At 69.7% G+C, this 16,287-nt stretch carries 9 protein-coding genes and 4 pseudogenes; 7 read left to right on the forward strand and 6 right to left on the reverse strand.

All coding sequences use genetic code 11. The features are described 5' to 3' along the window. Positions 1–5: 5 nt before the first annotated feature. Positions 6–3,447, reverse strand: a pseudogene (locus G4G29_RS18855) (bifunctional proline dehydrogenase/L-glutamate gamma-semialdehyde dehydrogenase). A gap of 135 nt (positions 3,448–3,582) precedes the next feature. Between G4G29_RS18855 and G4G29_RS18860 the strand changes: the two are divergent. From G4G29_RS18860 to G4G29_RS23020, 4 genes are all read left to right on the forward strand, one after another. Next, complete coding sequence (locus G4G29_RS18860; protein WP_244632199.1) at positions 3,583–4,458, forward strand: LysR substrate-binding domain-containing protein; 876 nt, start codon at positions 3,583–3,585, stop codon at positions 4,456–4,458. 130 nt (positions 4,459–4,588) lie between these two features. Continuing rightward, positions 4,589–5,176, forward strand: coding sequence for a nitroreductase family protein (locus tag G4G29_RS18865; RefSeq protein WP_183151188.1), 588 nt, complete (start codon positions 4,589–4,591; stop codon positions 5,174–5,176). A 58-nt stretch (positions 5,177–5,234) separates the two neighbouring features. Beyond that, entirely contained in the window at positions 5,235–6,797 is a 1,563-nt protein-coding gene (locus G4G29_RS18870; protein ID WP_244632200.1) for a hypothetical protein, read from the forward strand. Continuing rightward, positions 6,752–7,510 carry a hypothetical protein gene (locus tag G4G29_RS23020; RefSeq protein WP_244632201.1) on the forward strand — a complete coding sequence of 253 codons (759 nt, stop codon included), beginning with the start codon at positions 6,752–6,754 and terminating at the stop codon, positions 7,508–7,510. The genes G4G29_RS18870 and G4G29_RS23020 overlap by 46 nt, the downstream gene beginning before the upstream one ends. 6 nt (positions 7,511–7,516) lie before the next feature. On the opposite strand, the pseudogene G4G29_RS18875 reads toward G4G29_RS23020, so the two are convergent. After that, positions 7,517–9,735, reverse strand: a pseudogene (locus tag G4G29_RS18875) (AAA family ATPase). Positions 9,736–9,856: 121 nt separating this feature from the next. Then, positions 9,857–11,055: pseudogene (gene coaBC / locus G4G29_RS18880) on the reverse strand (bifunctional phosphopantothenoylcysteine decarboxylase/phosphopantothenate--cysteine ligase CoaBC). A gap of 68 nt (positions 11,056–11,123) precedes the next feature. On the opposite strand from coaBC, the gene G4G29_RS18885 reads away from it, so the two are divergent. After that, a complete protein-coding gene (locus G4G29_RS18885; protein ID WP_244632203.1) occupies positions 11,124–11,897 on the forward strand; it encodes an NRDE family protein in 774 nt (257 codons plus the stop codon). Here the strand turns inward: G4G29_RS18885 and G4G29_RS18890 are convergent. Beyond that, positions 11,846–12,817: pseudogene (locus G4G29_RS18890) on the reverse strand (helix-turn-helix domain-containing protein). The gene G4G29_RS18885 and the pseudogene G4G29_RS18890 sit on opposite strands and share 52 nt — an antisense overlap. Before the next feature lie 87 nt (positions 12,818–12,904). On the opposite strand from G4G29_RS18890, the gene G4G29_RS18895 reads away from it, so the two are divergent. Continuing rightward, entirely contained in the window at positions 12,905–13,066 is a 162-nt protein-coding gene (locus G4G29_RS18895; protein WP_183151189.1) for a hypothetical protein, read from the forward strand. Between the two features lie 430 nt (positions 13,067–13,496). Next, complete coding sequence (locus G4G29_RS18900) at positions 13,497–13,766, forward strand: hypothetical protein (RefSeq protein WP_210274205.1); 270 nt, start codon at positions 13,497–13,499, stop codon at positions 13,764–13,766. Between the two features lie 324 nt (positions 13,767–14,090). On the opposite strand, the gene G4G29_RS18905 is transcribed toward G4G29_RS18900, so the two are convergent. Together G4G29_RS18905 and G4G29_RS18910 are read right to left on the reverse strand one after the other, a co-directional pair. Then, positions 14,091–15,026 carry a glycosyltransferase gene (locus G4G29_RS18905; RefSeq protein ID WP_244632204.1) on the reverse strand — a complete coding sequence of 312 codons (936 nt, stop codon included), beginning with the start codon at positions 15,024–15,026 and terminating at the stop codon, positions 14,091–14,093. A gap of 14 nt (positions 15,027–15,040) precedes the next feature. Then, on the reverse strand, positions 15,041–16,273 hold the full coding sequence (locus G4G29_RS18910) for a glycosyltransferase (RefSeq protein ID WP_183151191.1): 1,233 nt from the start codon (positions 16,271–16,273) through the stop codon (positions 15,041–15,043). Between the last annotated feature and the right edge of the window lie 14 nt (positions 16,274–16,287).

Below are 16,287 nucleotides of genomic sequence, written 5' to 3' on the forward strand. Positions count from 1 at the left end.
TCAGGTCAGATCACACCGTCGGCGAGCGTGGTGGGGTTGCCGAAGCGGTGGTTCGTGATCGAGACGGCCTGCTCGTGCAGGAACGGCAGCATCTCGACGCGGCCGGCGCCGGTCACCGCGTGCGACCAGACCGCGACGTCCGGGCTCCCGCCGAGTTCCTCGAACAGTGCCGACGCGTCACCGCCGACCAGACGCACGCGCTGCCACGAGTTCGCCGCCTTGGCATAGCGCTTAGCCCATACGGCATCCGACTCGTGCTTGACGGTCACACCGTGCGCGCGCAGCGCCTCGACGACGCGAGAGGGCAGTGCGGGAGCCGAGACCGTGAACGGGCTGCCGCTGCGCAGGGCGGCCGCGAGCACACGGATGCCGTCGACCACGGCTGCGTCCTCCGCGATGCGCACGTCGACCGCGACGGGCCGGTACCGGAAGAGGTTGCGCTCGACGCCGAGGCCGGACTTGTCGCTGACGGCGCCGAACTCGTCGATCCACGCCCGCTCGTCCGATGCGGCAGCGCGCTGCAGCCAGTCCGCCTCAGCCGCATCGACCTCGGCACCGGCCGCGTCGAGCAGTGCGCCGACGGCCGGAGCCACCGCGGCTCCTGGAGCGACCGCGGGAAGCTCCGCCGGACGCCACTCCCCAACCCGAAGAGGTAGTTCGGTCCACCGGCCTTGGCGCCGGCACCGACAGCCGAGCGCTTCCATCCCCGAACGGCTGACGCTGCACGATCGCGCCGGTGATGCCGCGGTTCACGTACAGGTTGCCCGCCTCGACGCGGTCGAGCCAGGTGGCCACCTCGTCGGAGTCGAGCGAGTGGATGCCCGCGGTGAGGCCGTAGTCGACCGCGTTCTGGAGTCGCAACGCCTCGTCCAGGTCTTCGGCGTGCATGATGCCGAGCACCGGGCCGAAGAACTCGGTCAGGTGGAAGTACGAGCCCTCGCGCACACCGGTCTTCACGCCGGGCGTCCACTGCTTTCCTTCGTCGTCGAGCTTGCGCGGCTTCACCAGCCAGCGCTCACCCTTCTCCAGCTTCGTCAACGCGGTCAGGAGCTTGCCGTTCGCCGGCTCGATGATCGGACCCATCTGTGTGGCAGGGTCATCGGGCAGGCCGACGCGCATCGAGGTCACGGCGTCTACCAGCTGACGCTCGAACCGCTTCGAGTCGGCGACGGAGCCGACGAGGATCGCGAGCGACGCGGCGGAGCACTTCTGCCCCGCGTGCCCGAATGCGCTGCGCGCCACATCGGCGGCGGCGAGGTCGAGGTCGGCGGAGGGGGTGACGATGATGGCGTTCTTGCCGCTGGTCTCGGCGAGCAGCGGCAGGTCGGAGCGGAACGAGCGGAACAGCTGTGCGGTCTCATACGCTCCCGTGAGGATCACCCGGTCGACGGTCGGGTTCGCGATCAGACGGGTGCCGAGGTCGCGCGAGGCGAGGTCGACGAGCACGAGCAGGTCTCGCGGCACCCCGGCGGCCCAGAGCGCCTCGACCATCACGGCCCCGCAGCGCTGGGTGAGCTTGGCGGGCTTGATGACGACCGCTGACCCCGAGGCCAGACCGGCGAGCACGCCCCCTGCGGGGATCGCGACCGGGAAGTTCCAGGGAGGGGTGACCACGGTGACCTTCGACGGCACGAACTCGGCCCCGGACACGGCCTCGAGGTCTTTCGCCCGCTCGGCGTAGTAGTGCGCGAAGTCGATGGCCTCGCTGATCTCGGGGTCGGCCTCGGCGATGGTCTTGCCCGCCTCGTGCGCCATGATCTCGATCAGCTGACCACGGCGCGCGGCGAGCTCGTCTCCGGCGCGGTGCAGCACGGCGGCGCGGTCGGCGGCCGGCAGCGCGGCCCACTTCTCGGCGGCCGCGGTCGCCGCGGCGAAGATGCCGTCGAGCTCGGCATCCGTCTCGACCTTGGCGATCGCGATCGTGTCGATGCCCAGCGTCGACGAGACGGAGCGCTGCAGGATCTCGCGCCCCCAGGTGCGGTTCGCGCCGAGCGCCGGGTCGGTGTCGGCCTGGTTCGCGAAGCCGGTCGTCGTGCCGGCGGGCGTCTCCGCGGTGCGGTCCTGCACACGGTGGGGTGCCGGCACGGCGCGGTCGAGTTCGAGGGCGGCGAGCGAGCGCTCGAAGCGCTCACGCTCCCGGGTCAGCAGTGTGGGGTTCGAGGCCAGCTCGAACACCGCCGACATGAAGTTCTCGGAGCTGGCGTTCTCTTCGAGGCGGCGCACGAGGTACGCGATCGCCACGTCGAACTCGGCCGGGTTCACGACCGGCGTGTAGAGCAGGAGCCGCCCGACGTCCTTGCGCACGGCCTCGGCCTGGCCGGTCGCCATGCCCAGGAGCATCTCGTACTCGACGGCATCCGTGACGCCGCGGGCCTTGGCGAGCAGCCATGTGTAGGCGATGTCGAACAGATTGTGCCCGGCGATGCCGATGCGTACGGCATCCAGTCGCTCGGGGGTCATCGCCCAGTCGAGCACCCGCTTGTAGTTGGTGTCGGACTCCTGCTTGGTGCCGTAGGTTGCCAGCGGCCAGCCGTGGATCTTCGCGTCGACCTCTTCCATGGCCAGGTTCGCACCCTTCACCACACGCACCTTGATCGGCGCCCCACCCTTGGCGCGACGCGCCGTTGCCCACTCCTGCAGGTGCTGCATGGCCCCGAGGGCGTCGGGCAGATAGGCCTGCAGCACGATGCCGGCCTCGAGGTTCTCGAGCCCCGGCTGGTCGAGGATGCTCGTGAAGGCCGCGATCGTCAGGTCGAGGTCGCGGTACTCCTCCATGTCGAGGTTGATGAACTTGGCCTTGCCCTTTGCCTCGGCCGTCGCGGCGAGTTCGTAGAGCGGGGTGAGCTTCTCGACGACATCGGCCACGGCCTCGTCGAACGACCACATCGACAGCTGGCTCACGACGCTGGAGACCTTGATCGACACGTAGTCGACGTCGTCTCGGGCCAGGAAGTCACGGGTGCCCTGCAACCGATGCCCGGCCTCACGCTCGCCGAGCACCGCCTCGCCGAGCAGATTGAGGTTCAGGCGGTTGCCGCTCTTGCGCAGCTTGGCGATGGCGGGACCGAGCTTCGCCGGAGTGGCGTCGAGCACGAGGTGGCCCACCATGGCGCGCAGCACACGGCGGGAGATCGGCACCACGACTCCGGGGAGCTTGGGCGCCCAGAACCCGCCGGTCTTGATCGCGGCACGCAGATACCCCGGCAGCAGAGTCGGGGTGATCTCCGAGATCTCGGCGAGTGTGCGGCCCGCGACGCGCAGATCTTCCGGACGCATCACGCCGTCGACGAAGCCGACCGTGAACGCGAGGCCGTTCGGGTCCTTGAGCACTTCGGACAGGCGCTGGGCGGCCGGCTCGACGGGGTGGGTCTCACTCTCGACGAGCCAGCGCTGCACGAGGGCTGCGACGTCTTCGGTACGGGGGGTGGTGTCATCGATGACGGTCATGGACGGGAACCTTCCGGGCAGGCGCACACCGGGGTTTCGTGTGCGGCTGGATCATTGTCCTGCCGGTCGCTAGGCTCCGTCTATCAACCGATTTGCGTGAATTCTGTTCACTCGAACTGAACGAACGGAAGCGCGATGCTCGACGTCAACCGCCTGCGCATGCTCGTGGAACTCTCCCGCCGTGGAACCCTCTCGGCCGTCGCCGACGCGCTCTCCTACAGCAAGGCCTCGGTGTCGCAGCAGCTGAGCGCGCTGGAGCGCGATGTGGGAGTGCCCCTGCTGCGCCGCGTCGGGCGCGGAGTGCAGTTCACGCCGCAGGGGAACGTGCTGGTCGCCGAGGCGATCGGCATCCTCGATCAGCTCGAGCACGCCGAGGTCGCCGTCGCCGAGTCCCTCACCGAGGTCACGGGAACCGTGCGCATCGCGGTGTTCCAGTCGACGGCGCACTCGCTCCTGCCCCGAGCCCTCGCATCGCTCAAGGTCCGGCACCCCGCACTGCGGGTCGAGGTCACCGAGTGCGATCCCGAGACCGGGTTGGTCGGGGTGTCCAGCCGCGACTTCGATCTGATCCTCGCCGAGCAGTATCCGGGGCGCACGCGCCCGATCCATGCCGACCTCGACCGCGTGGTGCTCGCGCACGATGCGATCGCGCTCGCGCGCCGCCCCGGCTCGCCCGCGCACGCGGATGCCGCCGCCGCCCTGTCGTCGACCCGTGACGAGCCGTGGGTGCTCGAGCCCGCCGGCACCGCCTCCCGGGCCTGGGCGGAGCAGCTCTGTCGCACGGCGGGATTCGAGCCCGACGTCCGCTTCGAGATCGCCGACCTCACCGCGCACGTGCGGCTGATCCACGCCGGCCTCGCGGTCGGTCTCCTGCCCGAGCTCGTCTGGGCCGGGGACACCCCGACCGTCGACCTGGCCCCGCTCCCCATGCGCCACGGCGCGAGATCTTCTCCTCGGCACGGCGCGTGTCGGCGGACGCGCCCTCGATCAGGGCGGTGCGCAGCGCACTGACCGACGCGGCGTCGCACGATCTGCCGATCTGAGATCCCGCGACATCGGGGAATATGCATGCACATGCATCTGTTTGCTCCCGTGTACCCGGACGAAGGAGTCCGATCCACTCCTTCCGAAAGGCACTTCTGTGAGCACTCCCGTCATCGACCGCACCGCACCGACCGAGCACCCCGTCCTCGACGTCCTCGCCGGCCGCTGGAGCCCTCGTGCCTTCGACGCGCAGAACTCGATCGACGAGGCCAAGCTCGCCACCGCTCTCGAGGCCGCCCGCTGGAGCCCTTCCGCCAACAACACCCAGCCCTGGCGCTTCATCGTCGCCCGCCGCGGAACGGCCCTGCACGCCCAGGTCGTCGATGCACTGATGGGCTTCAACCAGGCATGGGCCGGCAACGCCGCGGTGCTCGTGGTCGCGATCGCCGAGACGGCCGCAGCCGACGGCACGCCGATCACCCACGCGCTCTACGACCTCGGCCAGGCCGTCGCGCACTTCTCTGTGCAGGCCCACCACGACGGACTCCTCGTGCACCAGATGAGCGGCTTCGACCCGGAGGTCGTCCGCGAGTTCGCCGACCTCGAGCCCCGGTTCGTCCCCGTCACGGTCTTCGCCGTCGGCGAGTTCGGCGACATCGAGGCCCTTCCCGAGGTGCTGCAGCAGCGTGAGGTCGCCCCGCGCGTGCGCCGCCCGATCGACGAGACGGTGGTCCTGAGCGCCTGACGCGCGCTTCTGTCGACGGGGCCTCCGGAGTGTCCGGGGGCCCCGTTAGCGTGTGCGGATGGATATTCTCCGCATCACCGGCGCGCGGACGAACAACCTCCGCGACATCTCCCTCGACATCCCCAAGAAGCTGCTCACCGTCTTCACCGGCGTCTCCGGATCGGGCAAGTCTTCGCTCGTGCTCGATACGGTCGCCGCCGAGGCGCAGCGACTCGTCAACGACTCGTATTCGACCTTCATCCGCGCCCGACTCCCGCAGCTGCCCGCACCCGACGTGCAGGCCATGGACGGGCTGACCTTCACCGTCCTGATCGACCAGCGCCGGTTCACGGGCAACGCACGCTCGACCGTGGCGACCGCGACCGACCTGGCCTCTCTCGTGCGCCTGGTCTTCTCGCGGGTCGGCGAGCCGTCGGCCGGCTACTCCCCGGCGTACTCGTTCAACGACCCGTCCGGCATGTGCCCGACCTGCGAGGGCCTCGGCACCGTGTACGACATCGATATCGATGCGCTCATCGACCCCGAGAAGAACATCGACGAGGGGCCGGTGCGGTTCAGCCTGTTCCGCCCCGGCGTGTACCGCTGGAAGCGCTTCGCCTACTGCGGACTGTTCGACCGCGAGAAACCGTTGAAGGACTACTCGGTCGAGGAGATGGATCAGTTCCTCTACGCCGACAAGCTCAAGCTCGACGACCCCGATCCGCGGTTCCCGCAGAGCGCCCGGTTCGACGGCGTGATCACCCGGATGCGCGACGTGTTCCTGAAGCAGCGGCCGGTGAAGATGTCGGCCTCGGTGCGCGAGGAGCTCGACCGGCTCGTGACCCGCCACACCTGCCCGGATTGCGACGGCGCGAGGGTGAACGAGGCAGCGCGGACGAGCCTGATCGACGGACGCTCGATCGTGGAGTGGATGCGGCTGCCGGTGGCCGAGCTGCACTCCCTGCTCGGCGCCTTCGACGATCCGCGGGTGGCACCGGCTGTCGAGGGCATCCGTCACGTGCTCGACGCCCTCCTCTCGGTCGGGCTCGGCTATCTCACGCTCGACCGCGAATCGGCGACCCTGTCCGGCGGAGAGGCGCAGCGCGTCAAGATCGTGCGCCACCTGGGCAGCGCACTGACCGACGTGACCTACGTGTTCGACGAGCCGAGCACCGGGCTGCACCCCGCCGACATCCAACGCCTCGTCGCCCTGCTGCAGCGGCTGCGCGATGCGGGCAACACGATCCTCGTCGTCGAGCACCATCCGCAGGTGATCGCGGTCGCCGACCATGTGGTCGACCTCGGTCCCGGTGCGGGCTCTGCCGGAGGCATCGTGCAGTTCGAGGGGACGCCCGCAGCGCTGCGTGGCAGCGAGACGCTGACGGGACGGGTCCTCGCCGAGCCGCTGCGGGTCCGAGACACGGCTCGCGCGCCCTCGGGCCAGGTCACCGTGCGGGATGCGCGCTCGCACAACCTGAGCGGGTTCGATGTCGACGTCCCGCTGGGCGTGCTCACCGCGATCACGGGGTCGCGGGCTCCGGCAAGAGCTCCTTCGCCACGGTGGAGCTGCCGCGCCAGCATCCCGAGTTCACGGTCGTGGGTCAGGACCCGCTGCGTGGCGGCGCCCGATCGACGACCCTGAGCATCCTGCGGATCGCAGACACCGTGCGCGAGGTGTTCGCGGCCGCTTCGGGCCTCGACCCGTCGTGGTTCAGCTTCAACTCGCGCGGTGCGTGCCCCACCTGCCGCGGACGCGGGCACATCACGACCGAGCTTGCGTTCCTCGACGATGTCTCGCTGCCCTGCGACGCATGCGGCGGCCTGCGCTTCAATCCGAAGGCGCTCGGCGTGCGGGTCGACGGCGCCTCGATCGCCGACGTCCTCGCATCGACACCTGCCGAGGCCCGCGAGCTGTTCTCCGCGCATCCCGACGTCGTGTCGGCACTGGACTGGGTGCAGCGCACCGGCCTGAGCTACATCCCGGTCGGGCGCTCACTCGACACCTTCTCGGGCGGCGAGAAGCAGCGGCTGCTCCTCGCCCGGCATCTCAGCGACCCGCGGCGCGACCCCGCCGACCGGATCATCCTCGACGAGCCGACGTCGGGTCTGCATCCGACCGACGTCGACACGATCAACATCCTCTTCGACGATCTGCTCGACGAGGGCGCGACCCTGGTCGTCGTGGAGCACAACCTCCGGGTGGTCTCGCGCGCGGACCACGTGATCGACATCGGTCCCGGCGCCGGGTCGGACGGTGGTCGGCTGATCTTCGCCGGCACCCCCGCGGAGATCCTGCGCGACGACGACTCGCTCACCGGAAAGGCTCTCGCCGTCGCATCCAGCCCGCACTCGTGAACCGGATCAGTCGTCGAGCAGCTCGGCCTCGATCACCTCGTCCTCATCCTCGGACGAGGGCTCGGGATCGGGCGTCGCCGAGGTGAGCACGAGGCCCATCCGTCGGCGGCCACGTCGACGCGGACGGTGTCGCCGTCGTGCACGTTGCCCGAGAGCAGCGCGGTCGCCAGCTTGTTCTGCACCTCGCTCTGGATGAGCCTGCGCAGCGGCCGGGCGCCGAACATCGGGTCGTAGCCGCGCTCCGCGAGCCAGGCCCGAGCGTCAGGCGTGACCGCGAGCGTCAGCCGACGGTCGCGCAGACGGTCGTGCAGCTGATCGACCGACAGCTCCACGATCTGCGCGAGGTCGTCCTCGCTGAGCGCCGAGAACATCACGATGTCGTCGAGCCGGTTCAGGAACTCCGGACGGAAGGCCTGACGCACCAGCGCCATGACCTGCTCGCGCTTCTCGTCGGGCGACAGCACGGGGTCGATCAGGATCGGGGACCCCAGGTTCGACGTGAGGATCAGGATCACGTTCGAGAAGTCGACCGTGCGTCCCTGACCGTCGGTCATTCGACCGTCGTCGAGCACCTGCAACAGCACGTCGAACACCTCGGGGTGCGCCTTCTCGACCTCGTCGAGCAGGATCACGCTGTACGGACGGCGCCGCACGGCCTCGGTCAGCTGACCTCCCTGCTCGTAGCCGATGTACCCGGGAGGGGCGCCGACGAGGCGGGACACCGAGTGCTTCTCGCCGTACTCCGACATGTCGATGCGCACCATGGCGTGCTCGTCGTCGAAGAGGAACTCCGCGAGCGCCTTGGCCAGCTCGGTCTTTCCGACACCGGTCGGTCCGAGGAACAGGAACGAACCGGTCGGTCGGCCGGGGTCGCTGATGCCCGCACGCGAACGACGGACAGCGTCGGACACCGCCTTCACGGCATCCTTCTGTCCGATCAGACGCTTGCCGAGCTCGTTCTCCAGGTGGAGCAGCTTCTCACCCTCGCCCTGAAGGAGACGCCCGACGGGGATGCCGGTCCATGCCGCGATCACGGCGGCGATGTCTTCCTCCGTGACCTGCTCGTTGACCATGCGCGGTTCCGCCGGCGTCGCGGCCTCGGCCTGCTCTGCCTCGGCGATGTCGCGCTCGAGCCGTTTGATGGTCTCGTACTCGAGCTTCGACGCCTTGGTGTAGTCGGCGTTGCGCATCGCGAGGTCGCGCTGGGTGATCGCGTCGTCGAGCTGCTTCTTCAACTCGCCGACCCGGTTGAGACCCTGACGCTCGCGCGCCCATCGGGCCTCGAGTTCGGCCAGCTGCTTCTCCATGCCCACGAGCTGCTCGCGCAGGGTGCCGAGACGCTCCTTCGAGGCCGCGTCCTTCTCGCGCTTGAGGGCGAGCTCCTCGAGCTTCATGCGGTCGACCTGGCGCTTGAGCTGGTCGATCTCGACGGGCGAGGAGTCGATCTCCATCTTGAGCCGTGACATCGACTCGTCGATCAGGTCGATGGCCTTGTCGGGGAGTTGGCGTGCGGGGAGATAGCGGTTCGACAGGGCGGCTGCGGCCACGAGAGCGCTGTCGGAGATCGTGACTCCGTGGTGCGCCTCGTACCGGCCCTTGAGGCCGCGGAGGATCGCGATCGTGTCCTCGACCGTGGGCTCGCCGACGTACACCTGCTGGAAGCGCCGCTCGAGTGCGGCGTCCTTCTCGATGAACTCGCGGTACTCGTTGAGCGTGGTCGCACCGATCAGACGCAGCTCACCACGGGCCAGCATCGGCTTGAGCATGTTGGAGGCCGCGACCGAACCCTCGCCGCCGCCCGCGCCCATCAGCACGTGGAGCTCGTCGATGAACGTGATGACCTGCCCGTCGGACTCGGTGATCTCCTTGAGGACCTGCTTCAGCCGCTCTTCGAACTGGCCGCGGTACATCGCGCCGGCCACGAGGGCGGAGATGTCGAGCGTGACCAGCTCCTTGTCCTTGAGGGATTCGGCGACGTCACCCGCGACGATGCGCTGAGCGAGACCTTCCACGACGGCGGTCTTGCCGACGCCGGGCTCTCCGATGAGCACGGGGTTGTTCTTCGTGCGGCGGGTGAGCACCTGGCTGACACGACGGATCTCGCTGTCGCGTCCGATCACGGGGTCGAGCTTGCCTTGGCGGGCACGGTCGGTGAGGTTGATGCCGAACTGCTCGAGGGCGGATTGCTGGTCTTGATTCTGGGAACCGGTCTGCGGGGTGGTCATGCGCTCCTCCTGGGGATGCTCCTTCTGGTCGCCCCTGGCCCGCCAAGTCGGGGAGCCAGGTCAAAAGTTGAGTGGTATTGACTCAAGTTTAACACTCACCGGATCGCTCCTCCAGCCCTGCTCAGCGCTCCCGCGCGATGGCATCCCAGATCGCGGCTGCGACGAGACGCTTGGACCCTGACGCGGCGCCGGCATCCACACCGTCGGGCCCGAGGATGTGCACGGCGTTCTCCGCGCTCTCGAAGCCGCGCGCCCAGCCCACCGCGTTCACGACCAGCAGATCGACACCCTTGCGCTGCTGCTTGCGGCGGGCGCGCGCGAGAAGCTCGGCATCGTCTTCCGGGGTCTCTGCGGCGAAACCGACGACGAACTGGCCCGGTCGTCGCGTCGAGGCGAGCGCCGCCACGATGTCCTCGTTCTCCGCGAGTTCGATCGGGGGCACTCCTCCGCCCTCCTTGGTGAGCTTGCGCTCCGACACCTCGACGGGCCGATAGTCGGCGACTGCGGCGGCCATCACGACCACGTCGGCCCCGAGCGCCTCGCGCTTCATCGCGTCGGCGAGCTCGGCGGCGGCGCCGACCGTGACGATACGGATCGCCGGATGCCGCGCCTCGAGCAGGACGTCGCCGGAGACGTTCGCCGCCACCAGGGTCACCTCGGCTCCGCGGGCGGCGGCCTCCGCGGCGAGCGCGACCCCCTGCCTGCCGCTGGAGCGATTGCCGAGGAAGCGCACGGGATCGATCGGCTCCCGCGTGCCACCGGCCGACACCACGACGCGCACACCCATGAGGTCGCCGGGGTGAGCAGCGCCTGCGCCGCCGCGAAGATCTCCTCGGGTTCCGACATCCGCCCCGGACCGCTGTCGCCGCCGGCGAGCTCGCCGTCGGCGGGTCCCACGATGTGCACACCGCGTTCCCGCAGCGTCGCGATATTGGCCTGCGTCGCCCTGTTCCGCCACATCTCCGCGTGCATGGCGGGGGCGACCAGCACCGGAGCCTCTGTGGCCAGCAGGGTCGTGCCCAGGAGGTCGTCTGCGAGCCCCGCGGTGATCTTGGCGATGGAGTTCGCGGTCGCCGGAGCCACGATCACGAGGTCCGCGGCCTGCCCGAGAGCCACGTGCCGCACCTTGGCCACGTCGTCGTGCACGCTCGTGGTGACCGGGTGCCGGCTGATCGCCTCCCACGTGGGCAGCCCGACGAAGCGCAGCGCATCTTCGGTGGGCACCACGGTCACGTCGTGCCCACCCTTCGTGAGCAGGCGCACCAGGTGCACCGTCTTGTACGCGGCGATGCCGCCTGTGACTCCGACGACGATGTTCACGTCTCGATTCTGCCCCAGCATCCGCCGCCGCGGGCCGACGGGAGCATCCTCGACCTAGACTGGCACCCGTGTGCACGGTCGTGATCGATGTCGAGAATGCCGGATCCGCACGATTGCTCGCGGTCCGCGATGAGGACCCGCTGCGGGCCTGGGACTCCCTCGGCGCCTGGTGGCCCGAGGACTATCCCGGCGTGATCGGCATCCGCGATCGCCGCGCAGGTGGTGCGTGGCTCGCCGCGAACCCCGGGGAGCGGCGGCTCGCCGTGCTGCTGAACCGGGCGGATGTGCGCGACCTGCCGGACGGGCGGGCCGTCTCCCGTGGCGCCCTCGCCCTCGAATCGGTGAAGGGCCGCTCGCCGATCGCACCGCTGTCGATGCACGGCTTCAACCTGCTCGAAGTCGGCCCCGACGGCGCACGCGTGTTGTCGTGGGACGGGGTCGAACTGCGGGAGACCCGCATCGCCCCCGGGACGCACATGATCGCGCACGACGATCTCGACGACGCGACGACCCCGCGGATCGAGGCCTGGCTGCCGGAGTTCCGCGCTCTCGGCCCGACCGCGGATAGCCCGGACTGGACGGCGGAATGGACGGCGCTGCTCGCCTCTTCGGCGGCGCTCCCCCAGAAGACGACAGGGCGATCATCCGCGACAACCGCCCGCACGGCTACCCGACGCAGTCACTGCTGTACTGCATCGCCTCCGTCACCGCCGAGGGCGTCGAGGTGCGCGACGTCACCCTCCCCTCGCCCGCGCACTGGGGCGGGTAGCCGAGGCGGTAGCCGCCCCGATCAGGCCGCAGGCACCGACGACTCCTCGGCGCACGAGAACCGCGCGCGATAGGCCGTCGGGGTGAGCCCGAGCACTCTCGCGAAGTTCTGCCGGAGCACGGCCGCCGACCCGAACCCGCATTCGTCGGCGATGTGGTCGAGGGGAGGTCGGTGCGCTCCAGCATCCGCTGCGCGTGGATGATGCGCTGGCGCGCGAGCCAGGCGGCGGGGTGGCCCCGTACTCGGCCTTGAACCGTCGCGCGAACGTGCGCGGCGACATCAGGGCCCTCGCCGCGAGCTGGTCGACGCCCAGGTCGTCGCGCAGATGAGCGACCGCCCAGTCGGCGACGGCGGCGAGCGAGTCGGTGGGCACGACGGGGATGGGACGGTCGATGAACTGCGCCTGCCCTCCGTCGCGCTGCGGGGGACCACCATGCGGCGGGCGATGCGATTGGTGAGCTCGGCCCCCACCTCCTGTCGGAGCAGGTGCAGGCACGCGTCGATCCCGGCCGCCGTCCCTGCACTGGTGATGATCTTGCCGTCCTGCACGAACAGCACGTCGGGGTCGATGTCGATCTGCGGGTACATGTCGGCCATGACGTGGGCGTACATCCAGTGCGTGGTCGCACGGCGTCCGTCGAGCACGCCGGCGGCGGCCAGGATGAACGACCCGCTGCACACGCTCATCACCCAGGCCCCGCGTTCGACCGCACGCCGGGCGACGTCGAGCAGAAGCGGGTCGATGTCGCCCCAGCGCTCCCGCGGCAGCGGGCAGAACACCACGAGGTCGGCTTCGTAGGCGTAGGCCAGATCGTGCTCGACGTTGATCGAGAAGCCGATCTTCGACGTCACGACGCCCGCGCGGGGAGCGACGATGCGGAAGTCGAAATTCGGCACTCCGTCGTCGGCGCGATCGAGACCGAACGCCTCGCAGGCGACGCCGAACTCGAAGGGCGCGAAACCGTCTTGGACGACGCAGGCGACAGTTTTCATGCAGATGCTCCCGATTGGCAGTTTTCGTTTGTTCAGAGTCTATTCTGCCACTCGTGGCGTTTCAACACCGAACGTAGCGTTTCTGCCATGTTCCTCATCCTCGCTCTCCTCCTCCTCGCCCTGTGGGCCATCGTCGCCACCGTCGTCGAACTCCGCCGCGACGGCTATCGCCGCACTCCGACCGACTGGACCCGCGTCGCCGAACGCGACATCGTCCAGCAGGCCGAGTCCGGCCACACCTACCGCTGACCGGCACGCTCCCTCCGACGCCGTGGAGCAGACGGGGCTACGCTCGTCGTCATGAGCGAGCCGCAGCAGCCTCCCGTTCCCCCACCGGCCCCGTCGAACCCGCTGGTCCCGTGGAACCGCAGCAACCGGCCTCGCCTCCGCCCGCCACCCATCTCCCCGCGGCTCCGCAATACCCCACCGGCCCGCACCACCCCGCCGGCCCGGACCACCCCGCCGGCCCGGACCACCCCGCCGGCCCGGAAGGCCATCCGCCGCGACCGCCCCGGCACCCCACGCGTATCCGACGGCGTATCCGACCGCCTTTCCGGCATCCACCTCTGCCATCCCGCCGGCGTACGCGACGCCGGGGACCGGATTCCCCGGGCACGTCCCACCCCAGGGGCAGGGGCGCGCAGCCAACCCGCTCGGCGTCACGGCGTTCGTGATCGCCGTGGCCACTCTCGCAGTGAACTTGCTCAGCTCCCTGGCACGGCCCTTCGTCTACGGGGGCGGTGGTGCCTTCGAGTTCATGCTCGCGCTCGACAACGGAATCGGGATCCTCAGTTTCTTCGCCTACGTCGTCGCCCTCGTGCTGGGACTGATCGCGGTGCGCCGTTCCCCGTCACGGCTGCTCACCGGCATCGCCATCGGCGTCGCGGGAGCCGGTGCCGTCGGCCTCGTGTTCACGGGACTCACGATCGGGCTGTACCAGTACTTCTGAGTCCGCTCCGATACCTCTGAGACCGCTTCGGCTCAACCAGCGGCGAGCACCCGGTCGTAGACCTCGATCATCGCGGCGGTGCGCGACGACTGTCGGAACGCCTCCGACACCGCAGCAACCGGAGTGGGCGCAGCCGCGACGGAGATGTCGGATGCGGCGCGCTGCAGTGTCTCCGCGAGCGCAGCGACCCGCTGACTCTCGAGCTCGCGGCCCGACGCGTCGGCGCCGGCATCCGGAACCGCCCAGAGCCCCCGCCCAGCTCGGCGGCGATGTCGGGGTCGCAGATCACGGAGGGCGTGCCGAGCGTGGCGGCCTCGAACGGGGTCATCCCCTGGGTTTCGAAGCCGATCGACGTCTGCACGAGCGCGTCGGCGGCGGCGATCCGCGCCAGAGTCTGCGGGTAGGTGAGGCGGCCGGCGAAGTGCACGCCCGCGTGGCCGGCGACGATCTTCTCCGCAGCTGCGCGCTGCGCCCGCCGCCGATGACCTCCAGGTCGGCATCGACCCCTGAGGCGACGAACGCCTCGAGGAACGGCAGCAGACGCTTCTCAGGACTCATCCGCCCCAACCACACGAAGCGCGGCCGGCCCGGAGTGCGCTCCGCAGGTGCTGCGGCCAGGATCTCGTCTCGCAGGTCGTCGTCGATGCCGTTCCAGATCACATCGACCCGCGGGAACACGTCATGCTGCTCGAGGCGCGCGGCGAAGTGCGTCGACGGCGCCGTCACGGCGGATGCGCCCGCAGCCAGTCCGCGCAGGAACGCCCAGCCGTCGGTGCCGCGCACCGGGTCGCCGATGCCGCGCATCGCGACGCGTCGCCATGCGTTCAGCACCGCGAGGACCGGGCGGTGCAGCGGGGTGACCGCAGCGATCCCGACATCGACACGGTTGTGCATGGTGTGCACGACGGGGATGCCGTGGCGGCGGGCATACCTGTGACCGATGAACGCGCCCCAGAAGTCGGCCTGCACGTGGACCAGGTCGACCGGCGGCCTCCTGGTCATCGCCGAGTCGAGAGTCCGATCGGTCGCGCGGCCCGGCCAGGTCATCGAGTATTCGCGGTCGACCGTGATCGGCATCGACGGGAGGTCGATGGACGCCCCGCCGTGCGAGCCGGACGAGGGACGGGACCCGTGCATCCGCGGCGCGACCACCGTGACGATGTGGCCTGCGCGTTCGAGGAACTCGCGCTGGAGCCGCATCGACACCTGCGCGCCGCCGAGGGAGTCGAGGTGCTGATCGCCGAAGAAGACGATGTGCATGTCAGGCCGCTCTGCTACTCGGGCAACGGCTCGTCGCGGTACAGCGCCTCGAAGGTGTCGAGGGTGCGGTTGATGTCGTGGATCACGACACCGTCGAGCGAGGCCCGCTGCATCCGCTCGTACTCGTCCGGCGACGCGGTGAGCACATCGGTGAGGCGCGCCGCGAGCTCGTCGACATCTCCCGGCGTGAACAGGTACCCGTTCTCGCCGTCGTGCACGAGATGCGGGAGCGCGACGGCATCCGCCGCGACGATGGGCAGGGCCGAGGCCATGGCCTCCATCGTGGCGATCGACTGCAGCTCGGCGATCGACGCGATCACGAACAGGCTCGCGCGAGACAGCAGGGCCCGCAGCTCCTCGTCGGTGGTGCGACCGTGGAAGGTGACACGGTCGGCGAGCCCGAGCTGCGCGGTCAGGTGCTCGAGCTGCTTGCGCTGGTCGCCGCCGCCGACGATGTCGAACGTCGTGTCGAGCGCCGGGTCGAGCTTCGTCATCGCCTGGAGGATGACCTCGACCTGCTTCTCGGCGGTGAGGCGTCCGACGAAGACGATGCGGTTCTTGTCGCGGGGTCCGATGACGGGGGAGTACTGCGTGCGGTCGATGCCGCAGCTGACGGGGATGACACCCTGCACCTCGACGGTCTTCTCGAGGAAGTCGGCGGCGCGACGGGTCGGGGTCGTGATCGCACGCGTGAGATCGAAGGTGCGCTTCGCATCCGCCCAGGCGAACTTCAGGACGAGGTCGTCGATGAACTTCGGCATGGTCGTGTGGTCGAGGATGTTCTCGGCCATGACATGGTTCGTGGCGATCACGGGGATACCGCGCTCGTGCGCGATGCGCGACAGACCGCGGCCGATCACGATGTGCGACTGGATGTGCACGATGTCGGGCTGGACCTGGTCGAGGACTGTGCGCGCGTAGTGCTTGGAGCGCCACGGCCACACGAACCGCAGCCAGTCGTGCGGGGGCCAGCGCACGGAGGGCAGCCGGTGCAGGGTCATCGGCTCGCCCTCGATCACCTCGGTGCGGGCCGGCGTGCGACGGTAGGCCTGGTTGGGGGCGACGACGTGCACGTCATGCCCGCGCTGGACGAGGCCGGCGGCGAGGCGCTCGGCGAACCGTGCGGCGCCGTTGATGTCGGGCGCGAACGTGTCGCAGCCGATCAGGATCTTGAGCGGGCGGGGCGCGGGCTCGGCGGCGGGGCCGCTCGACGGATCGATCGGATCGTCGGAGGAGGTCACAGACATGCTGCCTTACGATG

Origin of the sequence: Microbacterium sp. Se63.02b, from assembly GCF_014171575.1 — a bacterium.
Taxonomy (GTDB): Bacteria; Actinomycetota; Actinomycetes; order Actinomycetales; family Microbacteriaceae; genus Microbacterium.

What these genes read in the sequence shown, in the direction of transcription:
- G4G29_RS18860 (WP_244632199.1), top strand. Translation starts at nt 3,583, where the DNA reads ATGCTCGACGTCAACCGCCTGCGCATGCTCGTGGAACTCTCCCGCCGT.
- G4G29_RS18870 (WP_244632200.1), top strand. Translation starts at nt 5,235, where the DNA reads ATGGATATTCTCCGCATCACCGGCGCGCGGACGAACAACCTCCGCGAC.
- G4G29_RS18895 (WP_183151189.1), top strand. Translation starts at nt 12,905, where the DNA reads ATGTTCCTCATCCTCGCTCTCCTCCTCCTCGCCCTGTGGGCCATCGTC.
- G4G29_RS18905 (WP_244632204.1), bottom strand. Translation starts at nt 15,026, where the DNA reads ATGCACATCGTCTTCTTCGGCGATCAGCACCTCGACTCCCTCGGCGGC.
- G4G29_RS18910 (WP_183151191.1), bottom strand. Translation starts at nt 16,273, where the DNA reads ATGTCTGTGACCTCCTCCGACGATCCGATCGATCCGTCGAGCGGCCCC.